This is a genomic window from Clostridium sp. MB05 (genome assembly GCF_046581255.1).
Taxonomy (GTDB): domain Bacteria; phylum Bacillota; class Clostridia; order Clostridiales; family Clostridiaceae; genus Clostridium.
The window spans coordinates 2,610,071-2,631,248 of sequence record NZ_CP174370.1; the positions used below are offsets into that span (position 1 = coordinate 2,610,071).

Below are 21,178 nucleotides of genomic sequence, written 5' to 3' on the forward strand. Positions count from 1 at the left end.
TTCTTATATTAAAAACATATTAATAGAAAATCCCTTTTTATAGGGATTTTTTTTATTAATATCCTTTTTAATTAATTTTTGTAATAGTAGATAATGATGTTAATGTTTCATTATAAAAAGATAAATCAGAATTACCTAAAATAAATAGATTTTGAGTTCCTATAAAAGGATTCTCTCCACCAAACATAAATCCCCATCCAAGCAGCATAAATCCTAATGATCAAACTACAAATACAATAAAGTTTTTTAATAAAATATTAACTGTATTCTTTGATCTTGCAAACCCTGCTTCAACAGCTGCAAAACCTAAATTCATAAAAAGTATTAAAATACCTGAAAGAAATACCCAAATAGTATCAACTATCATTGTAGTCTCCATAATATATTCCCCCCTTTTTTCTTAATTTGAGATATAAAAAAAGAACTCTTCAATATCAAGAATTCTTTTTTGATTTATTTATTCAATTAAAATTAAGTACAATACTTCCTTATTCTCACCAATATACCAAGCTTGATTTAGAATACTATCTTTTTTAATATCATAATAGATGCTATCTCCTTTTTGATAAGTATGTTTGCTACCTATATTCTCAATACTAATATACACCCTATGAGATGTATTGTTTCTTGTAACAAATTTCATTTCATAAACATCTATTGTAATATCTTTAATTTCTCCTTTACCATCATTCATCTTTATAGTTATCGGTATTAATTCACTTTCTATTCTACCAGATATATACTCAACCTTACCTTCTCCATTTGTTATACTATCTTTAATATTTGCTAACTCTTCTTTACTTTCTTCTAGAGTTAACTTTTCCTGTACAATAACTTCACTCGGTTTTGGCTCATTAGATTTAGATTGACTTGTATTCTCATAATATACTATTGCCTCTGCATCAGGAAATGTTGAATTATTAAATGAATCTATCATACAATTTAAAGTAATATAGTCTCCAATTTCAGCATCTTCAGTTATTATATTATTTTTTAACTGCACAATAACATCATACCCGTAAATAGAACTCTCAATTTCGTAAAAATAAGTAGAATTATTATTAGTTTTAATCTCCTTAATTTTACCTTTTACTTCTACCTTATCACCAACATCATACTTTTCCTCTGGATTATATTGTTCATAAACTTTTTTTATAGATTCCTCCATGGGTAACTTTTTGATTTCTTCCTTATCACATCCATAGAATAACAGACTAAATAATAACAGACTAAATATTAATACTCTCCTCATATAATCTCCTCCCTTCATAAAATATACCATAATTATCCATTTAATGTTAGGAATCTAACTATATGATTTAGTTATATTTCCAAGATTTTTTTCATCTCTTTTACCAATTCACTATTATTTATTTGCTTTATTTTTTCTTTTTCTATATCATTCCAATGAGGTCCTTTAATCTAACTTTCCTATTTATATACATTGCCACCCTTTTCAACTTCTTTAAAAGTTTTCATAGATAAAATATATTCACATGCTTCATCAAAACAAAAATCCAAGTGAGTATTTGATATCCCCATGATCTCACTTGGCCTTTGTTTATACTTCTCACTTATTCTTAGTATCTTGCTGCTTTGTACGAAATTATATTAAGGATTGCACCTCGTTTTAAGTAAAATTAAATATCTCAACTAATTGTAAATCTGTAAGCTCCAATCCTATTTCTTTCAACTCATAATAAGTAGGCTCCACCATAGTAGTTTTTGCTACTATGGTGAATATTTCATTTTTTCTTTCATACTAACTACATCTTTAGGTGATGATGGTCCATCCAACAATATATGCACTGCATTTAATAATGGATTATCTATCTCCCCACTAGCTACCATTACTACTTGAGTAAAGTTAATATCAGAACCGTATTGAATATACTCTGTTTTAAAGGACACCTTTTTACAGATGTCCTTCCTAGATATTTTTTATATTTTATCTTAATAACTCTTTATATTAATCTTTGACTAAATACTCCATCTAAATTAACTTTTTTAATTCTGTCTTTAATTTCTTCTTTATCAATGGTATACAATCCAATTTCCTTCATTCTCTTAAAATACTCAGCTCCAGCAAAGGTATATATATTTTTTCTGCCTTCTCTTATTCCTGCTTTCTCATTTGCAAAAGATATTATATCTCCTATTGCTATAGAACCTGGTAAAATTAATAAAGGTATTCCCATTGCAAGCCTTACAGCATTATGTCCTGCTAAACTACCTGTGCATATTGCTTCACCATAATTGTCCAAACTGTAACAAAACTGAATTTACTACTTTACAATGATTTACCTGAAACAACTTTATCTGAAAGATTAAGAAAAGCAAAATTAATATATGGGATAAATCAAAAAGATTTAGCTAGAAAAACTGGCTTAAGTGAAGCTTCTATTAATAAATTAGAAGCTGGATATAGAGATACTATTAATATAAATACTTTAAAAAAGTTACTATCAGTATTAGATTCAAATATTATATTGGATTATTACCTATCCTATATATTAAATCAAGGTAATAATATAAAAGAACTTATTTATAAATATGGCATAACTAGAATATGTGAACCGCTACAATGTCATAGAAGTACAATAGACCGATATCGAGATAACAAATATCAGATACCACATGATAAATATGAAAAACTAAAAGATTTATTATAAGGAGGAAACTATAATGTATTATAACTTAATTTGCGAAGAAATAGAGGAGGCTACAAAACTTGTAACAGATATTCTCTTAGAATTACATGACAAATATAAAGACAATGAAGAAATATTTCCAAAAGAAGAAAATGATAAAGAAAAATAGAGCAAAGATTTCTCTTTACTCTGAATAATAAAATAAAATTAAGCTAATACTATTTGTATATGAAGTTTCTAATAGTGCTTATGTGATTATATGTTAAATTCGGCATCTTTAACATACTATAAATCGCATGAGCATTATTTTTATATGTTTCTTTAACGTGTAACTGATCTCTTAAGTATTTTTCTATTTCTAGAAGTTACCCTCCGCTTGTTTCTTTATTCTACAACTATAATAAAAGGACTAATGACTTTATAATCATTAATCCTTTAGATACTTGTTATTAGTTTATTTCTTTATATAGTATATAATCGATAGCTCATATAGTTACTACTCTTTTTAATGCTATTATATATTAATCAATATAGTTTTATTCATATAATAAATTAACTCTTAAAGTCAGTTATTATTTTAATTCTTTATAAAAATATATAATATTTATAATTACAAGTATTTCTTAATAAATTTCGATTAGTTTATTTTAAAGCAATATTATGGCAAATTATTTAAAAATAATATAGTAGCTAGTTCTTTAATAGTGATTTAAATGACATATAAATGCATTAAGTTAAATTTAATGCATTTAACTTAATGCATGTTAATTTACTATTTAATTTGGTTTTCGTATTGTTCTACCATTCTTCTAACCATTTCTCCACCAACACTTCCATTTTCTCTTGAAGTAAGGTTTCCTTTATCTGCATTTTCATAGTTGTGTAATCCAACTTCTGATGCAACTTCATTCTTTAATCTGCTTAAACCATTTTTTGCTTCTGGTACTAAATTTCTGTTACTATTTGAAGCCATATCATCCATCTCCTTTATGCATTATTTTCTTTTACAATAGTATCTTAACCAATCTAAAAAATAATAGTCTATGGAAAGACTACCAAAACTAGGATTTTAATCTTTTACTGGATAATTTTGGGCTATCCAATTTCTAAGTAAGCTAAAATAAAATAACCCTATTTCTAGAGTTCTTATTAAATTACAATTATAAATTTTTATTTTTTTTCATTAATAACAGTTTTTGAATCATTATAAGAATATGTTAGCTGTTCATTAGATGTACTATATGGTTTAATCCATCCCTTATTAACACTTAACTCTGTAAGTGCTGTATGTCCTTCAACCATTTGTCCCAATGATGCTGAATACATAGTTCTTAATTCTGGAGTACTACTTGTTAATGCAGAATTAAGATACATGTCTGATGCTTCTTTCCCAGAAGAAAGCATACTTAATGCTATAATTTCATCATTTATATCAACATTGTTTTTAATCATGTTTCCAATCATGTTTTTCATATATTAGCCCTCCTTAGACACTTATATATTATTCTCTTCTATAAATTTTTGTATCCCTTTAATCCTTCCTTCTGCTGCTAATATGCTAGCTTCTGATTGCCTTTTTAAATCTTCATCTGATATTAAAGAACTTATTGCTTTTTGCATTATTAATCCATCATTCTCCATCTTTAGTACAGCTGCTAAAGATAGATTTTCAGTTTCTGAAAGTTTTCTCATTTGATCACCACCTATTATATTCTTACCTTTATATTATACGTATTTTAACTATATAATAATCATGTTAATGTTTTCAAATATAACTTTATATGTCATATAAAAGCATTTAGTTTCACTAAGTGCCATAACTTACATGTATTATTTTATACCTTATTTAAATTATAAAAATTTATATACTGTTTATTTGCATATTAACTTCTGCATGATTATATGGTTATATGTCTTCCTAGAAAGTATTATTATTGAGTAACTTCGTTATAAATATTACCTATCTTAGTCATTTCTTCTTGTGGTGCTGGGCATAATGGATAATATCCTTTTTTAACCATCCACTGCCATACATCATAAGAATGATTACAACTCATAGTAAATGCATCCTTTAAAAATTCTCTTAAATCAGGATTGCTTGCTTCCATTGCACTCCATGCATACTCTCTTCCAGCTCTTTTTAATGTTAAAAGATATGACGTTGCAATTTCTCTATCATTTAAAGTAGTTGCATTTGTGTTTGGAGTAGTTGGTTCTATATTAGCTGCTGGAGACTTAGTGAAATCTTGTAAAGTTTTATTTAACGCTGGTATATTTAATTTTTGGGTTGGTACAGTTGCATTTTTAACATATTCTACCTTTATATTATAATCTTGAATATGTATTGGTAAGTGAGTTTCTAAGATATTTTTAAGTTCTGGATCTTGAGCCATATTTTTAAATAACCCCATACAAGTTATTGAATTAACACAACTCATTATTAATTCGCTTAATTGATTTAATTCATTTGTTGCTAATTGCATAGTAATTTCTCCTTTGTTTTTTATTTTCTTGGATTATTAAAAGATGGAGCTGTTGGATCTGGTGCTTTATGTTCTGGCCCTGGAGTTGATAAATCAAAATAAAGTTTAGAATCTTCTGTAACTCCAAAATCTTTATTTGAACCAGTTTGTTGAACCTTATTTAGTGCTTCTCTAAATAAAGCATTATGGGCTTCTTCTCTATTTAATAGAAAGTCTATTGTTGCCCTTACTTCTTTATCTTCGATTTGACGGTATAAATATTCATATACAACTTTAGCTCTTTGCTCAGATGCTATATTTGAAAGTAAATCAGCAACTAAATCTCCTGTACAAGATACATAGTCTGATGTCCATGAATATCCTGATGAATTCATTAATAATGGTGATAATCCACCTAGTACATGACCTTGAATTTCTCCAGATTGTACTGCTTTATAGTCTACATCATGACCATTTAATAAGTTAATTGTTGTTGCCACCATTTCCATATGGCTAAGTTCCTCTGCTGCAATATCAAGAAATAAATCTTTTATTTCCTGGTCCTTTATTCTAAAGCTTTGAGAAATATATTGCATTGCTGCTTTTAACTCTCCATTTGCTCCACCTAATTGTTCTTGCATTAGTACAGCATATTGAGGATTAGGTTTTTCAACTTTAACTTCATGTAATAATTGTTTTTTATGTTCAAACATCTGGATCCCTCCATAATTTTTTATTTCAAAATTATAATTCCCTTTAATTAAGTTATTATTCTAGTAAATAGGAAAATTCATTTAATTCTTCTGTTAAATTCTTTATTGTAAATAGTACCTAAAATTATTAATTGATTCTTATTCATAAAAAATACTCATACTCTAATTTGTTTATTTCTTTATAATTGATTAATATAAAACTACAATCATTATATTTATTTTTAACAATTCAGTATTAATAATAAATTTATTTATATAATTTTAGAAAAAAAATAAAAAACTAGTAACAAGATAATTTATACTAGTTTTTTATTATAATTAATATACTATTTAATCATTAATATGTTGTTTTAAAAAATTTATTGTATTATTAAAAGCTATATTAGCAGCTTCAGTATTTAAAATAAATTGATAATCATGCTCTGTTATATATTGATCTTTAGAGAAAAGTAGTTCTTCTACTTCAACATTTTTCTCTTTTAATGTTTTAATTAATTCCTTAGCATGATTTTCAAAAGAATTTGTATTTCCATCTGTTATAAAGCTAGGTGGAAAATCTTCTGTTATATTATCTACAACTGAAAACTCTCTTGCTTCTTGACTATTTTTAAGATTTCTTCCACCTATGTAATTCCATGTTGATTGGTTTAATAAAAATTTAAATAAGTAATTTCCTTCTGAGTTACCCAATAAATTAACATCATATGGACCACAATATAAAAGAGTCCCTTTTATTGAATTCAACGGAACTGTCTGTTGAATTTCCATATTTTTTGCTAATTCTTTATTTGTTTGAACAGCAATAAATTGACTTGCTATTTGTGCCCCTGCTGAATCACCTGCAAAAAATAATTTGGTTTCATCGATTGAATATTCCGATTTAACATTAATTATATGATTATAAAATTCTTCAACTTGCTTTATTGGTGTTGGATATTTCGCTTCTGGTACTAATTCATAATTTATAGATAAAACTATAAAACCATAGCTAGCCAGCATAGTTGAAAAAGTCTCAGTGTATTTTTTATCTCCTTCAACATAAGCTCCTCCATGAATCCATATAATTGCCGGATATAATTTCTCATTTATATCTTTTGGCATATACACATCATAATTATTATTTTTATATTTAGATTCATAAGACAAATCTTTAAAACTTTTAACTTTTTCAATGTATTCATCATAATTTATAGGTTTAGTTAAAATTTGTTTCTCAAACATTTGCTTTGTAACTAAAGCTGTTACTTTAGAACTTATACTTACCATTGCTACCGATATTAATATTACTACACTTAATATTATGCAAATTATTAAAATTATTTTCTTTGATTTCTTTTTTTTCATTTGCTCCTCCATCTAATACTATTTTGTTTATTATTAACAACTTTTAATAATATTATTTGTCTGTAGCAATGAATTTATTTACTATACTTATATGATTTACAGTTAAAGTGGTTTATTCAGCATGAAATCGCATTAGCATTATTTTTGTATTAATTACATATATTATAATGTATTGAATTTTTCTAAACTCATTTTAGTCTGTTGGCTAAAAATTCATATTGAGTTACTTCTTTATTCAATTATAAAGTAAAAGCATATCTGCAGAATCCTAGTCTTCAACTCTTGGTTCACCAGGATTACACTCTGATCTCTTAATTTCTGAAACCATAGATAACTCTGTTAAATAATAGCATTCTTCTCTGTACATATGATCGGTCATAAGAGGTTGCAAAGTTCCTAAGACCTTCTTTTCTATAACTAATTTTTCTAATTCCTTTAAGAATTTTTTAAAACACAACATTTCTTCATCTGCATCTTGATTTAATTTATTTAATGATGGGAACTGATTTAGTCCAGTTCTCATATATCCTTTCATTTCATTTGCCTTTTCATATAATACATCAAACTTTTTATTATATTTCATACTAAGTTTTATTAAATCTTTTTCAGACATATCAAGCGAACTTGAAATTGATGCAGCATGTCCAGATCCATCAAGTAACCATAACATATGATAATGTATAGGATGTGCTAAACTCGGTTCTTTATTAATTAAGCAACTCAAAATAAGTATATATTCTTCTACTTCATTGACCATATGATTTATAAATGTTGGTGGAATATTTATATTTATCTTACCAACTAGTTGTTCCTCAAGAATATCAAGTTTAAAATTGCGGATTTCACAGGCTGAATTATAGGCTGAATTATTTAGACCTGCAATCGCTATTTCTCCTAATTCCATTCTAGATTGTTCTAAAAGTTTATCAAATAAATGTATAAAGTTCTTCGCTCTCTGTATATTCCGATTTTCTTCCTCTGCCAATGCCCCTAATATAAATCTAGAATGGTCTCCAAGTATCTGCAACCAAAAGCGGTGTTCAAATAATGCTTCATTTTTATGATCCCAAGTTTTCAAAATATTCCTCCACAAAACATTTCTTCACTTAACTACATTATGATATTTATATAAAACTGTTACAAATTTATTTACTCTTTTAAAAATGTAAATAATCAGATTATAGGTGATATAATTACAAACAAGAATGTTTTATAATAAAGTTTAAGCTCTTCCTTTCTTGTATAATACTTAAAATAATCACTTTATATCTTTAGTATTAATATCATATCGCCTTATATAAGAAAGAAGTGCCTAGATTTTACTCTAAGTACTTTCTTTAATTTACAAATTAAATATTATATAACTCTTCTAATATAAATAATACTATTTCTTAAATTTCTATCATTAAGAGAATTTATTTTAACACTTCCATTCTTCCAAAAATCCACATTAGAAGTGTTGTCACATGATCCATGCACAATTTGTCCATTTCCTATATATAGCTACATGATCTCCATTACTATAGTCTCATCCCCTTATTGCTATCTTCATAATACATTCCCCTTAAATAAAATAAGGACACCTTTTTTACAGATGTCCTTATCTAGATATTTTTATACTTTATATTAATCTTTGACTAAATACTCCATCTAAGTTAACTTTTTTAATTCTATCTTTAATTTCTTCTCTATCAATAGTATACAATCCGATTTCTTTCATTCTCTTGAAATACTCAGCTCCAGCAAAGGTATATCTATTTTTTCTACCCTCCCTCGTTCCTGCTTTTTCATTTGCAAAAGATATTATATCTCCTATTGCAATAGATCCTGGTAAAATTAATAGAGGTATTCCCATTGCAAGTCTTACAGCATTATGTCCTGCCAGGCTACCTGTGCATATTGCTTCTGTATGTCCTACAAAAAGACCACTCTTTTCTCCAGCACAAAATAAATTATCTACTCCTTTAACCTTTAAATCATTAGTTCTTGGAGCTACTGATAAATACCTTATTGAATTCCCTTTACTACCTGCATATGGATCTACATATTTTGCTTTTTCTAATCCTTTTATTTTTCTTAACTTCTTTAAAGGGTAGTAGGTAGTCATTAGCTTAGCATGTCCTGTATCAAGAAGTATTATATTTTCTGCAAATTCTTTTAAAGCATATTGCTGACAAACTTTTGCATTAAGCTTATCATAGTTTATATCCTCTTTTGGTACTTCTAAAATGACACAACCTGTTTTATCTAACTTTTCTACTATGTCTTTTGATAAACTTTCTTTTGCTAATTTACACGATCCTGAAATAGCTCCCAAATTATCTTCGTCTCTTTCACCTTGTATATCTGATACTCCACACCTTTCGCTTATACTTAATCTTGGTCCAAAAGCTGGACATCTTAAAATACACATTGAGCATCCATTTCCGTATCTTAAACAGTTTCCCATTGGGCCTGTTGTTCCTGTAGTTTCAATAAATACATCTCCTTCTTCGTAAGTGCCATCACTAAGGTAAATTCCCTGTATTCTAGATCCTTCTATCTTAACGTCAGTAACTCTACTTTCTATATGAATATTTATACCTAGTTCCTCTAAATAGTTACTTACATTACCTTCAATCAAATTTACATCATATAATGTTGCATGCTTATGACCTGGAAACTCTATATCTTTATGCCTTGAAGTATTATCTACTATATTTATTAAATCTCCAGCACCAAGTTCAATTAATTCTTCTGAAGCTGTCCATCTTCCATTATTTCTCATTATTCCGCCTACATTTCCAAGGCCTAGCAATAAATCAGTCTTTTCATATAAATGTACTTCTGCTCCTGCTTTTTTTGCTGTAATAGCAGCTGCGCATCCTGCCCAGCCTCCTCCAACTATTATTGTCTTTATCATATAAATCTTCTCCCTTCAAACACATTTCTTGGATCAGCTTGGACCTTACAAAAACGTTTTACTCTGTGTCCAGAAAATCTTGCAGTGCAACTTCCACATACACCTTCACCACAACACATTTTTATATTATTGCAACAAGATAATTTTATATCCTCTCCTCCAATTATATCTAAATAATCTATCATTTTAACGGTCAATATATCTGCTCCAGCTATGTGAATATATCCTACATTTTTTTCTTTTATAGCAGACCTTATACTTACTTTTGCTTCATCTGTTAACTCTCCTCTATCTATTACAGATTGTTCAATTATATTTAATTTATATTCATTTAAAAATTCTTTAACATAATTATCTTCATATGGTGCTTTATCTAAAATTAAATTTATATTATTATTACTTAATGATAATTTTCTTATTACTGGTATCATTGGGGCCATACCAATACCTCTAGCTATAACTAATACATTATTATTTACCTGTTTATTTAAATTTTTTAATCCAAATACACCATTCCAATATGGTCCCCTAATAGTTATTTCTCCACCTTCTTCTATGTCTAATAACTTCTTTGTTTTTATTCCTCTTATTTCTATCATTATAGTTACAATATTTGTTTCAATATTTGATTCTAATATTGATATAGGTACATCGAAGTATATATTTTCGTTAGTTCTTATAAAAATAAAACTTCCTGGCTTAACCAAGTCAATTGCTAATTTATGTGGAACCTTAAATTTAATTAGAAGAACATCTCGCTGATAAAGAATCTTTTTTTCAACTAAACAATTATATGTTTTTCTTCCTTCCTTTGGCTTGGATCCATTATTAATAAATTCATGATATATACATACTCCGTTCCAATTTAGGCAGTCACAAAAGCAACTTCCTTGTAATTGAGAGCAAAGTATACATTCATTTGATTCTGCTAGATGGCAAGGGCAATACTCCGTTCCTGCATCTATACAATCTACAGCTTCTTTAATCATTTAAATCTCCTAGCGAATTTCTTACATAATAATAGATTATTTTTTATTTTTTATTTTGTTACAATATATTTATAAATACAAAAATAAGGTAAATTATATATAATATAACTTACCTTACTCTTATTATTTATACTATTTAGCTTTACTCTTTATTAAAGATTATCTTTTCAAATTCCTCTTTACTCATATTTACATCGCTTATTAATGGGAATTTACTTTTTTCTTTTTTCTCATCTTTTATTGAAATTTTTCCTAAAATATCACCATTTTCAATATCCATACATCTTTTAAATACTTCTACTTCAACTACATCCTTTTCTTTATATCCATAAGTAATATCACTATTTTCTACTATATTACCTAGTCCAGCTAACCCTTCCTTTTCTAGAATATCTTTATTAGATATATTTTCAAAAGTATTAGCACTAGTTATATAATTGAATATTTTTTCTGTTTGATTCCACCTATCAGCACAATTTAATACCACTATTATAATATTTCTACCATTATAGTTTACAGATGAAACTAAACACTTTCCAGCACCACCTGTATATCCGGTTTTAACACCATTTGCTCCTGGTATTCTATGTAATATTTTATTTATATTTTGATAATCTCTTGTAAAATTATATTTATCTTTAGATATAACCTTTTCTCCTACAATTTCCCTAAAAATTTCGTTTTCCATGCCTTTGGATGTTAAAAGAGCTAAATCATATGCTGAAGAATAGTGCTTTAAACTATCTAAACCATGTGGTGATTCAAAATGTGAATCTATAGCTCCTAGACTTTTTGCAAAATCATTCATTATATTGGAAAATTTTTCAACTGAGCCACCTATATCTTCTGCTATTGCAATAGCAGCATCATTTCCTGATTTAAACATAAGCCCAAATAACAATTCTCTCATTGTCACTTCTTCACCAGCTTTATATCCTACAGTTGAACCCCTAATAGATGCAGCATTTTTACTGATGGTTACTTTTTTATCTAAATCTCCATAATTTATAGCTACAAGGGATGTCAATATTTTAGTGGTACTTGCCATTGGAACAATTTCGTATCCATTTTGGTCCCATAAGACTTGCCTTGTTTCTGCATCAATAGCTATAGCATTTCTTGCAGATACTCTCAATGGAATTTTAGTGTTTACTTTATTTCCATCTATATCTACAAAATCTTCGTCTATCGTTTCTGAGCTTTCATTATTAATATCTTCATAGTCTTCAATAAATGCTTTTACTGAATAAATATTCCATTCTGTTGTCAATAATACTAATAAAATAGTAAAAATAACTTTTTTTAAAACTTTCATAAAAATCACCCTCTATGTTAACCATCTATAAGTAGTTTGTTCCAAAAGATATTTTTTAAACACTATTTTTACTATTTTTTATATTTTTTATTATGGTAATTATTACAATAATATAGATAGGAGTTTACAAATGGCTTTAATATTGATACTTTTAATAATAATTTTATTACTTATTATTCCTATACCATTAAAATTTGAATTTATCTTTAGTGAAAACATATTTAAATTTAAACTATTTAACTTAAATATGTTTTCTTCTAATAAAGGAATTGAAAATAAATTTTTTAAAAATTTTATTAATAAACATAATTTAAAGAATAAGGAAAAATCTAAAGTAAATTGTAAAGATAAGAAGACCATTAACTCCTCCTCCCTAAAACATAAGAAACTTAATAAAAGATTATCAATTAAAAGTTTATATAATAATATCTCAACTAATAAATTTAAACCTTTAATGAAAATAAATGGAACCCTAGAATTCGGCGTAGAAGATTCTGCTTCTTGTGCAATCATTTATGGGCTAATGTGTAATATTCCTACTGTTTTAAATCTAATCTTAGATAAACCTTTTAAAGTTAAAGGAGTAAATTTAGACATTAAACCTAAATTTAATACTGAAATTCTATATTTTGATATAAATAGTATATTTTACTTTAATGTTGCTAATATTATATATATATTATATTTAATATATATATCTTTTGAAATTAAGGAGGTGACTCCCGAAGAGGGAGATTAATTATGTCAAATGAACATCCTGTTGAAAATTTAATGAAAAGTACCATGGAAAACCTAAGAGATATGATAGATGTAAACACTGTTATTGGTGAAGCAGTTGAAACACGTGATGGTAGCTATATTATTCCTATCTCAAAGGTAACATTTGGATTTGCATCTGGTGGTAGCGAGTTTGGAAACCAATGTAAGCCTGCTCCTGATAAAGATGCTAAACATCCTTTTGGTGGTGGATCAGGTGCTGGTGTTACAGTTAAACCAGTTGCTTTTTTAGTTCTTAGAGATGATGCCGTAAGGCTTTTACCTGTTGATCAAAATTGTACATATGATAGAATAGTAGATTCTGTTCCACAAGTTCTTGATATGATCAAAGGTTTTATTAATAATGATAAGAAAAAAAATAAAGATTTAAATAATACTGTTCAAGACAATTGCTATGATTCTATTAAAGTTGACGAAAGTGATTCCTCTTCTAATAATTTAAGTTAGAAGCTTATAAGATATATTTTAGGATTTAACCTAAAATATATCTTATATTTCATCAATTATATTATTCATCATTTCTATCGCTTCTTCTTCACTATCTGAATATAAATCTAAAGATGGCAATTCCTTTAATTCCTTTAATCCAAATTGCCTTAAAAATTCCTCTGTAGTTCCAAATAATATTGGCCTTCCTGGAACTTCTAATCTTCCTACTTCTTTAATTAAATCTTTCTCTAATAGCTTTTGAAGTGCGCTTTCAGATTTTACTCCTCTTATCTCATCTATATCTACTCTTGTAATAGGCTGCTTATATGCAATTATTGATAAACTTTCTAAAGAAGCCTGTGAAAGAGATTGTCTCTTATTCTTTTTTAGTAACTTTTGTATGTATTCGCCATTTTCTGCTTTAGTCACTAATTGATACTCTCCATTTATTGATATTAGCTTTATTCCCCTTTTTTCATCTTCATATTCTGAAATCATTTCATTTAATATACTAGAGATAACTTTAGGTGAAGCTTCTATAGAATTACTTAATTCTTTAATTGTTAATGGCTCTCCACTAACAAATAACAAACCTTCAATTATAGACTTAATTTTAGGTTTTGATGAAACTTCTTCAAATTCATATTGTTTAACCTCAATATTATTCATCTAACTTCCTTCTTTCTATTAATATATCCTTAAAGCTCTCATCTTGATAAACCTTTACCATTCTAAGCTTTATTAGCTCTAATAATGCCAAAAATGTTACTACTACTTCTAATTTGCATTCGCTTTCATTTATTATATCGTCTCTAAACTTAATAATTTTATTATTTTGTATATTAATTAAAAGCTCGTCCATCTTATCTTCAATTTTATACTTATCTACATATATCTTTCTTTGAATTATATTTTCTTTATTTTGTTTCATAAGGAAGTTTTCTAATAAAGAATTGTAAATATTGTATAAATCTATTATTGTTATATTTTTAAATATATCTTCATCTTTTTTATCATTCTTAATTTCTTCTATTATTTCTGGCTTTTTTGTATATACATCTCCAGAATTTATATACTTTTCTCTTAAAAATAATGCTGCTCCCTTTATTTTCTTATATTCTATAAGCTTTTCCATAAGATTCTTTTCTATATCTTCTTCATTTTCTTCAGAAACCTTAATATTTGGTAGTAGCTTTTTAGATTTTATTTCTATAAGTGTAGCTGCAACTACTATGAATTCTGATGTTATATCTAAATCCATAGTTTTCATTTCATCTAAAAATTTTAAATACTGAGTAGTTATTTTATATATTTCTACATTATAAATATCCATTTCATTTTTTTTAATTAAATGTAGCAATAAATCAAATGGGCCCTCAAAATTTGCTACTTTTACTTTTAGCATTTCCATAACTATCATTCCTCTTTGATAATACTAGTTTCTTTCCAATATATAATATCAATTTTAATAGTAAAGAACAACATTTTTTACATTATAAAAGGGGATTATTAAAAATCCCCTTTTACTATATTCCTTTTTTAAACATATTCTTCATATTAAATTTAAAGTTTTCAAATATACCACCTAGCTTAATATCTCTATCTGAGTATAATTCTACTTCTCCAATTTTATCATTTCCTAGATAAACTTCACATTTACCTACTATATCACCTTGTTTATATTCTTTCTTAACTTCATCTAGTACTATTTTCTTTTCTAACTCTGCATTTGTTCCTTTTGGAACTACCGCTACTAAATCATCTTTAGCTTTAGCAACTAATAATTTATCTGTTTGCTTACTTAAGTATATATTTTCTACATCTTCATCTTTAACTAAAACCTTTTTACCTTCATATTTAGAAAAACCATGATTTAAGAGCATACCAGCATCTCTATTTCTAACCTTATATGTTGGTGCTCCCATAATTACAGATAGCATTCTAACTCCATTTCTTGTTGCAGTTGCAGAAATACAATATTTTGCTTCTTCAGTATATCCTGTTTTTAATCCATCACAACCTTCAAAAAATCTAACAAGCTTATTATGGTTAACTAATTCTATAGGAGATTTTCTTCCTTCTGATATAGTTTCCATATATATTCCTGAATATTTTAAAATTGTTGGATGCTTTAGAAGCTCCATAGACATAATTGATATATCTCTAGCAGTAGATAAATGTCCTTCTATTGGTAAGCCATTACAATTTTTAAACGTAGTATTATTCATACCTAATTCTTTAGCTCTTTTATTCATCATATCTACAAAAGCTGATTCAGTTCCACCTAAATATTCTGCTAACGCTACTGCAGCATCATTACCTGATGCAATAGCAACACCTTTTAATAATTCCTCTACTGTTCTAATTTCACCTGTATCTAAAAGCATAGTGCTTCCACCCATTTTTTTAGCATTTTCACTACAAGTTACTTTATCAGATAATGAGATTTTTCCACTATCTATAGCCTCCATAGTTAAAAGCATAGTCATTATTTTTGTTACAGATGCTGGTGCAAATTTTTCATCAATATTTTTTTCATAAAGCATTTTTCCTGTAGTTGGCTCTATTAATAATGCAGACCTTGCATCTACATTTATTCCTTCATCACTAAGAACCTCCATAGTCCACTCTTCATAAGTTTCTACTGAATTATCATATGGCTTTATATCTGCTTTTACAGTAATTGAAGATATAGATAATAAGCTTAAAACAATTGCAACAACTTTATTTATAATTTTTTTATTCATTATATTGCCTCCCTTCAAGCTTATTATTACCAATAAAAATAAAAATATGACAAAAAGAACTAAATTCTTCTTATCATATTTTTAATTTATTCTACTATATCATAAATTAAAGGAATCTCATTTTCTAGCTTATCAGATATAACAATATTATTTATTATATCATTCTTAGCTTTCTCTATATTACTTTCATCATTACTATGAATATAAGCTAGTATATCCCCCTCTTTTACTTCTTCTCCTCTTTTTTTATTTAAAACTATTCCTACAGATAGATCTATTATACTTTCTTTAGTTTCTCTTCCTGCTCCAAGTTCCATTGCTATTAATCCAAACTCTTCTGCATTTATTTTTGATATAATACCACTTTGCGTAGATTTAACTTCCACAATATGTTTAGCTTTAGGGAATTTATTAGCATCATCTACAAAGCTTGCATCTCCAAATTGAGCCTTAACAAACTCTTTTAACTTTTTTAATCCTTTTCCATTATTTATATTTTCTAATAATAATGCTTTACCTTCTTCAAAGCTCTTTGCTTTATTACCACAAATAAGCATGTAGCTACCTAAAGTTAATGTTAATTCTAATAAATCCTTTGGACCATTTCCCTTTAATAGTTCTATAGCTTCTATAACTTCAAGTGAATTTCCAATTGCATACCCTAAAGGTTGATCCATATCAGAAATTACTCCTATAGTTTTTCTACCAACAGATTTTCCTATGTCAACCATTTCTCTTGCCAAGGCCTTTGCATCTTCTGGGGCTTTCATAAAGGCTCCATCCCCAACCTTTACATCTAATACTATAGCATCTGCTCCTGAAGCAATCTTTTTGCTCATTATACTTGATGCAATTAAAGACATATTATCTACAGTTGCAGTAACATCTCTAAGAGCATATATTTTTTTATCAGCTGGCGCAATGTTTCCTGTTTGACCTGTTAATGCTATTCCTATTGTATTAGAATTATTAATAAAAGTTTCTTCAGAAAGCTCTACTGAGAATCCATCAAAAGCTTCTAATTTGTCTATAGTTCCTCCAGTATGCCCTAAACCTCTTCCTGACATCTTCGCAACTGGAACTCCAAGTGATGCAACTAATGGTGTTAAACAAATACTAGTTTTATCACCAACCCCTCCAGTTGAATGCTTATCTACTTTTACTCCATTTATAGATGATAAATCAATTCTATCTCCTGAATTAACCATAGCCATAGTTAAATCTGCGGTTTCTCTTTTATTCATTTTATTAAAAAATATAGACATAAGTAGTGCTGAAGCTTGATAATCTGGTATTTCTCCTTCTGTAAATCCTTTTACAAAAAACTCTATTTCTTCTTTAGATAATTCTAAACCTTTTCTTTTCTTTAATATTACATCGTACATTCTCATAAGACTTTCCCTCCTGCTTAGGTATATTATAAAAAATTATTTCTTAGTTGTTATTATTATGCTCTAGGATGGGAGTTTTTATATACAATATTTATTTTGTCATTGTTTATTATTTCATAATATGTGTCCATATAAGTTAACACTTGGTTTCCTAAAAGCTTTTGTACAGCTCTAACATTAGCACCATTTTGTAATAAATGAACTGCGAAAGAGTGCCTAAATGTGTTTAAGTTAACTTCCTTCTTAATACCTGCTTTATGAGAATATTCTTTTACTATTCTCCAGACACCTTGTCTTGTTAATTGATTTCCATTTAAATTAACAAATAAGTTTTCAACGCCTGTGGATGCAATCTGATCTCTTATCTTGAAGTATTCCTTTATCGCTTCTGTTGCACTTCTTCCTATTGGAATAAGTCTTTCATAATTTTTATTATCATGGCACTTCACAAAATTTAATTCTAAATTAACATCATGAACCTTTATTCCTATTATTTCAGAGACTTTCATACCTGTTGCGTACATAAGTTCTAACAAAGCATTATCCCTTATCCCCTTATTACAGTATTTATCAACAATTTTTATTATTCTGTCGACTTCATCAACAGTTAATATTTCTGGTAATTTTTTAGTTGTTGCTGTATTTTTGTAATAAATTTTAGGTATTTCGCTCACCACTTTTTGATCTTTTAAATAATTATAAAAACTTCTAAGACTTATAACTATCCTATTTATAGATCTCTCCGATTTTCCTTCACTAAGTAAGTGTTGTATATATCCAAGTACTGATACATTATCTGTTTCATCAACACTCATGTTCTTACTATTTAGGTATTTAACGTATAAGTTAACATCAGTTACATAGGCATAAACAGTATTTTCACTTTTATGACTTTTTAATAAAGCTTCCTTATAATTATTCACAATTTCTTTCATAATTCTCCCCTATCCTAATATATTATTAATTCGACAAAAAAATTCTTATTCCTTCTTTATTCTCATTGGATTAGGTTAAGTTATAAACTTTCGTAACTACCAATCTTATTAATCCTGGACACATATAGCACTCAATTAAAACACCTATAGCAAATAGGAAAATAAAAAAACCTAATTTCATTATTAATTCATTTGATATTAACTTATTAGATGCTACCCCATTAAAGAATTTTTCTTTTAGCTTTGCAGAAGATAATTCTAATGAAATAATGCTTATTCCTATGAAAAAAGGTATATAAAATATATTTTGCGGAACTGTTGATGCTAGAGCAACCCAAATCCCTTTTCCTTCAAAGGTAGTTAATAGAAAACTAAAGGTATATCCTAAAGTAAATCCTTTAATCAAATCAATAATTAAAATAATTGGAGCTCCAAAAACAGTAAATCCAAGTGCTATTATAAGTAAAATAACTATTATATTATTTTTTATAATGCTTATAAGAAGTTCATTAGTTTTTACTGATTGAATATCTAAGCTTTTAATAAATCCTGTAAAGTAATTTGATAAGTCCTTTGCATCTACTCCATCCATATATTTTATGGTATATGAACCCAGTAGTATACCTACAAAGAAAAATGTTAATACAAGTAAATAAAATATTTTATTTTCTCTAAAGTTTGAATTCAACTTCTTTATTAAATTCATATTATTCCTCCCTCATAGTTGCTATAGAACATAATATGTTTAAACTTCCATCATTATTCATAATTGAATATATGTAAAACCTTTTTTATTAAAAAATTTAAATAAAAAAGTGGACATACAATGAAGGAATTAAAAATAGCACTGAAAAACTTTTGTTTTTCAGTGCCCTAACTACGACCTTGTATCTTTTTGTATTTGAACTTAATAAATTTTATAAGTATGAAAAAACACTTATTGTCTTTCCGTCTATTATATCACCATTTTTTATCATACTTTTTACATCTTTTATATTTAATATTTTAACATTTGTAAATTCATCTTCATCTTCATTTTTTTCACCTTTTACTAAATTCCACGCTTTATATAAGTGTATAATTTCATCACAAAAACCTGGTGCTGTTGCAATAGATCCTAAATAATCTATATTCTTTGCAATATAACCTGTTTCCTCTTGAAGTTCTCTTTTGGCACATTCCACAGGCTCTTCATTTTTATCAAGCTTTCCTGCTGGGATTTCTAATAAAACTTTGTTTAATGGCAATCTAAATTGTTCTACTAAAATTATATTCTCCTCATCTAAAAATGCTATAATTGCAGATGCTCCAGGATGCTTAATAACATCTCTATTAGCATTTTTACCATTAGGTAAAGTAACATCTATGTTTACAAAATCTATAAAGTTTCCTTTATGAATTAACTTCTCACTTAATATTTTTTCATCTAACTCCATAAAATATTTCCTCCTAATTTATTTATACTATTTTATTATACACTATTATTTTACATTTACATCTATACATAATCTTTAATAACATAAAAATTAAATCTCTATTAAATAAAATAAAAATCCTACTTTAAACTTAATTAGAGTAGGATTTATAATTTTATTTTATTAAATAAACATAAAATATTTTGCTTATTAATTATATTTATACAATTAACTTACTTTATTCTTAAGTCTTAACTTATCAGCAATTATGGCAATAAATTCACTATTTGTTGGCTTACCTTTTTCATTGTGTATTGTGTATCCAAATAATTTATTTATAGCATCAACTTGACCTCTTCCCCAAGCTACTTCTATTGCATGTCTTATAGCTCTTTCAACTCTAGAGGCTGTAGTATTGTACTTTTTAGCTATAGACGGATACAATTCCTTTGTTACAGCAGACAATAATTCCATATCGTTAACAACCATTGTAATTGCTTCTCTTAAATACATATATCCCTTTATATGAGCAGGTACACCAATTTCATGTATAATATTAGTTATTTCTGTTTCTAAATCAATAGGTCCCTTTGGTTGTTGTTTTACTTCTGTCTCAACTACAGTAGATTGTCTTCTAACAATTTCATTAGAAGATCCATTAAACATTTCTCTTATTCTCTTTGTAAAAACATCCATATCAAAAGGTTTAACTACATAATAATCTGCACCTAATGTTATAGCTCTTTGAGTAATTTTATCTTGACCTACTGCTGATAAAACTATTATTCTAGGCATTTTTTCTAAATTCATAGAATTAAGCCTTTCTAATACTCCTAGTCCATCTAAGTGAGGCATAATAATATCCAAAACTACTAAATCTGGATTTTTTTCCTCAATAAGAGCCAAGGCTTCCCTTCCATCCTTAGCAACAGCAGTAACTACTATATCTCTTTGATTTAATAAATAATCATTTAAGATACTACAAAACTCCTTGTTGTCATCAGCTATTAAAACTGAAATTTTTGAATCGTTCATACTTTTCTCCCCCATTTTCCCAAAATACTCCAATCACCTTAAGTTAATCATAAACTTATTCTTCATTCATTTT

At 27.2% G+C, this 21,178-nt stretch carries 26 protein-coding genes and 1 pseudogene; 4 read left to right on the top strand and 23 right to left on the bottom strand.

From position 1 onward, the window contains the following. Positions 1-67: 67 nt before the first annotated feature. The 5 genes and pseudogenes from ACH36K_RS12155 to ACH36K_RS12175 all read right to left on the bottom strand — a co-directional run. Complete coding sequence (locus ACH36K_RS12155; protein WP_322459272.1) at positions 68-208, bottom strand: hypothetical protein; 141 nt, start codon at positions 206-208, stop codon at positions 68-70. A gap of 12 nt (positions 209-220) precedes the next feature. Further along, positions 221-379 (bottom strand): hypothetical protein, encoded by a 159-nt coding sequence (locus ACH36K_RS12160; RefSeq protein WP_411167887.1) that lies wholly within the window; start codon positions 377-379, stop codon positions 221-223. A 78-nt stretch (positions 380-457) separates the two neighbouring features. Beyond that, positions 458-1,252 (bottom strand): hypothetical protein, encoded by a 795-nt coding sequence (locus ACH36K_RS12165; RefSeq protein WP_411167888.1) that lies wholly within the window; start codon positions 1,250-1,252, stop codon positions 458-460. 479 nt (positions 1,253-1,731) lie between these two features. After that, on the bottom strand, positions 1,732-1,911 hold the full coding sequence (locus ACH36K_RS12170; RefSeq protein WP_411167889.1) for a hypothetical protein: 180 nt from the start codon (positions 1,909-1,911) through the stop codon (positions 1,732-1,734). Positions 1,912-1,964: 53 nt separating this feature from the next. After that, a pseudogene (locus ACH36K_RS12175) lies at positions 1,965-2,249 on the bottom strand (FAD-dependent oxidoreductase); the annotation flags it as partial. Between the two features lie 27 nt (positions 2,250-2,276). On the opposite strand from ACH36K_RS12175, the gene ACH36K_RS12180 reads away from it, so the two are divergent. Together ACH36K_RS12180 and ACH36K_RS12185 are read left to right on the top strand one after the other, a co-directional pair. After that, positions 2,277-2,672: a helix-turn-helix domain-containing protein gene (locus ACH36K_RS12180; protein WP_411170695.1), complete on the top strand. Its 396-nt coding sequence runs from the start codon at positions 2,277-2,279 to the stop codon at positions 2,670-2,672. A gap of 13 nt (positions 2,673-2,685) precedes the next feature. Then, positions 2,686-2,820 (top strand): hypothetical protein, encoded by a 135-nt coding sequence (locus tag ACH36K_RS12185; RefSeq protein WP_411167890.1) that lies wholly within the window; start codon positions 2,686-2,688, stop codon positions 2,818-2,820. Positions 2,821-3,423: 603 nt separating this feature from the next. Here the strand turns inward: ACH36K_RS12185 and ACH36K_RS12190 are convergent. From ACH36K_RS12190 to ACH36K_RS12235, 10 genes are all read right to left on the bottom strand, one after another. After that, a complete protein-coding gene (locus tag ACH36K_RS12190) occupies positions 3,424-3,624 on the bottom strand; it encodes a small, acid-soluble spore protein, alpha/beta type (RefSeq protein WP_411167891.1) in 201 nt (66 codons plus the stop codon). Positions 3,625-3,821: 197 nt separating this feature from the next. Beyond that, positions 3,822-4,124, bottom strand: coding sequence for a spore coat protein (locus tag ACH36K_RS12195; protein WP_411167892.1), 303 nt, complete (start codon positions 4,122-4,124; stop codon positions 3,822-3,824). 21 nt (positions 4,125-4,145) lie between these two features. Beyond that, the gene (locus tag ACH36K_RS12200; RefSeq protein ID WP_411167893.1) at positions 4,146-4,343 is read right to left on the bottom strand and encodes a hypothetical protein; all 198 of its coding nucleotides are present in this window, start codon (positions 4,341-4,343) and stop codon (positions 4,146-4,148) included. A gap of 239 nt (positions 4,344-4,582) precedes the next feature. Beyond that, entirely contained in the window at positions 4,583-5,134 is a 552-nt protein-coding gene (locus tag ACH36K_RS12205; RefSeq protein ID WP_411167894.1) for a spore coat protein, read from the bottom strand. Between the two features lie 20 nt (positions 5,135-5,154). Then, a complete protein-coding gene (locus tag ACH36K_RS12210; protein ID WP_411167895.1) occupies positions 5,155-5,826 on the bottom strand; it encodes a manganese catalase family protein in 672 nt (223 codons plus the stop codon). 330 nt (positions 5,827-6,156) lie between these two features. Beyond that, the gene (locus ACH36K_RS12215) at positions 6,157-7,170 is read right to left on the bottom strand and encodes an alpha/beta hydrolase (RefSeq protein ID WP_411167896.1); all 1,014 of its coding nucleotides are present in this window, start codon (positions 7,168-7,170) and stop codon (positions 6,157-6,159) included. A 268-nt stretch (positions 7,171-7,438) separates the two neighbouring features. Next, a complete protein-coding gene (locus ACH36K_RS12220) occupies positions 7,439-8,248 on the bottom strand; it encodes a DUF2935 domain-containing protein (RefSeq protein ID WP_411167897.1) in 810 nt (269 codons plus the stop codon). 543 nt (positions 8,249-8,791) lie between these two features. Then, the gene (locus ACH36K_RS12225; RefSeq protein WP_411170696.1) at positions 8,792-10,069 is read right to left on the bottom strand and encodes an FAD-dependent oxidoreductase; all 1,278 of its coding nucleotides are present in this window, start codon (positions 10,067-10,069) and stop codon (positions 8,792-8,794) included. Further along, positions 10,069-11,061: a sulfide/dihydroorotate dehydrogenase-like FAD/NAD-binding protein gene (locus ACH36K_RS12230; protein WP_411167898.1), complete on the bottom strand. Its 993-nt coding sequence runs from the start codon at positions 11,059-11,061 to the stop codon at positions 10,069-10,071. The genes ACH36K_RS12225 and ACH36K_RS12230 overlap by 1 nt, the downstream gene beginning before the upstream one ends. 142 nt (positions 11,062-11,203) lie before the next feature. After that, a complete protein-coding gene (locus ACH36K_RS12235; RefSeq protein WP_411170697.1) occupies positions 11,204-12,250 on the bottom strand; it encodes a D-alanyl-D-alanine carboxypeptidase family protein in 1,047 nt (348 codons plus the stop codon). A 256-nt stretch (positions 12,251-12,506) separates the two neighbouring features. On the opposite strand from ACH36K_RS12235, the gene ACH36K_RS12240 reads away from it, so the two are divergent. Both ACH36K_RS12240 and ytfJ read left to right on the top strand, forming a co-directional pair. Continuing rightward, entirely contained in the window at positions 12,507-13,115 is a 609-nt protein-coding gene (locus tag ACH36K_RS12240; protein ID WP_411167899.1) for a DUF2953 domain-containing protein, read from the top strand. A gap of 2 nt (positions 13,116-13,117) precedes the next feature. After that, entirely contained in the window at positions 13,118-13,600 is a 483-nt protein-coding gene (ytfJ, locus tag ACH36K_RS12245) for a GerW family sporulation protein (RefSeq protein WP_411167900.1), read from the top strand. Between the two features lie 42 nt (positions 13,601-13,642). Here the strand turns inward: ytfJ and scpB are convergent, their stop codons facing one another. The 8 genes from scpB to spo0A all read right to left on the bottom strand — a co-directional run bounded on the left by scpB (position 13,643) and on the right by spo0A (position 21,105). After that, positions 13,643-14,251, bottom strand: coding sequence for an SMC-Scp complex subunit ScpB (gene scpB, locus ACH36K_RS12250; RefSeq protein WP_411167901.1), 609 nt, complete (start codon positions 14,249-14,251; stop codon positions 13,643-13,645). Beyond that, positions 14,244-14,993, bottom strand: a complete 750-nt coding sequence (locus ACH36K_RS12255) for a segregation/condensation protein A (protein ID WP_411167902.1) — start codon at positions 14,991-14,993, stop codon at positions 14,244-14,246. The genes scpB and ACH36K_RS12255 overlap by 8 nt, the downstream gene beginning before the upstream one ends. 115 nt (positions 14,994-15,108) lie before the next feature. Then, the gene (locus ACH36K_RS12260) at positions 15,109-16,329 is read right to left on the bottom strand and encodes a D-alanyl-D-alanine carboxypeptidase family protein (RefSeq protein ID WP_411167903.1); all 1,221 of its coding nucleotides are present in this window, start codon (positions 16,327-16,329) and stop codon (positions 15,109-15,111) included. Between the two features lie 86 nt (positions 16,330-16,415). Further along, on the bottom strand, positions 16,416-17,720 hold the full coding sequence (locus tag ACH36K_RS12265) for a pyrimidine-nucleoside phosphorylase (protein ID WP_411167904.1): 1,305 nt from the start codon (positions 17,718-17,720) through the stop codon (positions 16,416-16,418). 56 nt (positions 17,721-17,776) lie between these two features. Further along, positions 17,777-18,655, bottom strand: coding sequence for a tyrosine-type recombinase/integrase (locus ACH36K_RS12270; protein ID WP_411167905.1), 879 nt, complete (start codon positions 18,653-18,655; stop codon positions 17,777-17,779). Positions 18,656-18,725: 70 nt separating this feature from the next. Then, positions 18,726-19,361: a stage II sporulation protein M gene (gene spoIIM / locus ACH36K_RS12275; RefSeq protein WP_411167906.1), complete on the bottom strand. Its 636-nt coding sequence runs from the start codon at positions 19,359-19,361 to the stop codon at positions 18,726-18,728. 211 nt (positions 19,362-19,572) lie between these two features. Further along, complete coding sequence (locus tag ACH36K_RS12280) at positions 19,573-20,091, bottom strand: NUDIX hydrolase (RefSeq protein WP_411167907.1); 519 nt, start codon at positions 20,089-20,091, stop codon at positions 19,573-19,575. Between the two features lie 207 nt (positions 20,092-20,298). Next, positions 20,299-21,105, bottom strand: a complete 807-nt coding sequence (spo0A, locus tag ACH36K_RS12285; protein ID WP_411167908.1) for a sporulation transcription factor Spo0A — start codon at positions 21,103-21,105, stop codon at positions 20,299-20,301. Positions 21,106-21,178 lie beyond the last annotated feature (73 nt).

What these genes read in the sequence shown, in the direction of transcription:
- ACH36K_RS12155 (WP_322459272.1), bottom strand. Translation starts at nt 208, where the DNA reads ATGCTGCTTGGATGGGGATTTATGTTTGGTGGAGAGAATCCTTTTATA.
- ACH36K_RS12160 (WP_411167887.1), bottom strand. Translation starts at nt 379, where the DNA reads ATGGAGACTACAATGATAGTTGATACTATTTGGGTATTTCTTTCAGGT.
- ACH36K_RS12165 (WP_411167888.1), bottom strand. Translation starts at nt 1,252, where the DNA reads ATGAGGAGAGTATTAATATTTAGTCTGTTATTATTTAGTCTGTTATTC.
- ACH36K_RS12185 (WP_411167890.1), top strand. Translation starts at nt 2,686, where the DNA reads ATGTATTATAACTTAATTTGCGAAGAAATAGAGGAGGCTACAAAACTT.
- ACH36K_RS12190 (WP_411167891.1), bottom strand. Translation starts at nt 3,624, where the DNA reads ATGGCTTCAAATAGTAACAGAAATTTAGTACCAGAAGCAAAAAATGGT.
- ACH36K_RS12195 (WP_411167892.1), bottom strand. Translation starts at nt 4,124, where the DNA reads ATGAAAAACATGATTGGAAACATGATTAAAAACAATGTTGATATAAAT.
- ACH36K_RS12200 (WP_411167893.1), bottom strand. Translation starts at nt 4,343, where the DNA reads ATGAGAAAACTTTCAGAAACTGAAAATCTATCTTTAGCAGCTGTACTA.
- ACH36K_RS12205 (WP_411167894.1), bottom strand. Translation starts at nt 5,134, where the DNA reads ATGCAATTAGCAACAAATGAATTAAATCAATTAAGCGAATTAATAATG.
- ACH36K_RS12210 (WP_411167895.1), bottom strand. Translation starts at nt 5,826, where the DNA reads ATGTTTGAACATAAAAAACAATTATTACATGAAGTTAAAGTTGAAAAA.
- ACH36K_RS12215 (WP_411167896.1), bottom strand. Translation starts at nt 7,170, where the DNA reads ATGAAAAAAAAGAAATCAAAGAAAATAATTTTAATAATTTGCATAATA.
- ACH36K_RS12230 (WP_411167898.1), bottom strand. Translation starts at nt 11,061, where the DNA reads ATGATTAAAGAAGCTGTAGATTGTATAGATGCAGGAACGGAGTATTGC.
- ACH36K_RS12240 (WP_411167899.1), top strand. Translation starts at nt 12,507, where the DNA reads ATGGCTTTAATATTGATACTTTTAATAATAATTTTATTACTTATTATT.
- ytfJ (WP_411167900.1), top strand. Translation starts at nt 13,118, where the DNA reads ATGTCAAATGAACATCCTGTTGAAAATTTAATGAAAAGTACCATGGAA.
- scpB (WP_411167901.1), bottom strand. Translation starts at nt 14,251, where the DNA reads ATGAATAATATTGAGGTTAAACAATATGAATTTGAAGAAGTTTCATCA.
- ACH36K_RS12255 (WP_411167902.1), bottom strand. Translation starts at nt 14,993, where the DNA reads ATGGAAATGCTAAAAGTAAAAGTAGCAAATTTTGAGGGCCCATTTGAT.
- ACH36K_RS12260 (WP_411167903.1), bottom strand. Translation starts at nt 16,329, where the DNA reads ATGAATAAAAAAATTATAAATAAAGTTGTTGCAATTGTTTTAAGCTTA.
- ACH36K_RS12265 (WP_411167904.1), bottom strand. Translation starts at nt 17,720, where the DNA reads ATGAGAATGTACGATGTAATATTAAAGAAAAGAAAAGGTTTAGAATTA.
- ACH36K_RS12270 (WP_411167905.1), bottom strand. Translation starts at nt 18,655, where the DNA reads ATGAAAGAAATTGTGAATAATTATAAGGAAGCTTTATTAAAAAGTCAT.
- spoIIM (WP_411167906.1), bottom strand. Translation starts at nt 19,361, where the DNA reads ATGAATTTAATAAAGAAGTTGAATTCAAACTTTAGAGAAAATAAAATA.
- ACH36K_RS12280 (WP_411167907.1), bottom strand. Translation starts at nt 20,091, where the DNA reads ATGGAGTTAGATGAAAAAATATTAAGTGAGAAGTTAATTCATAAAGGA.
- spo0A (WP_411167908.1), bottom strand. Translation starts at nt 21,105, where the DNA reads ATGAACGATTCAAAAATTTCAGTTTTAATAGCTGATGACAACAAGGAG.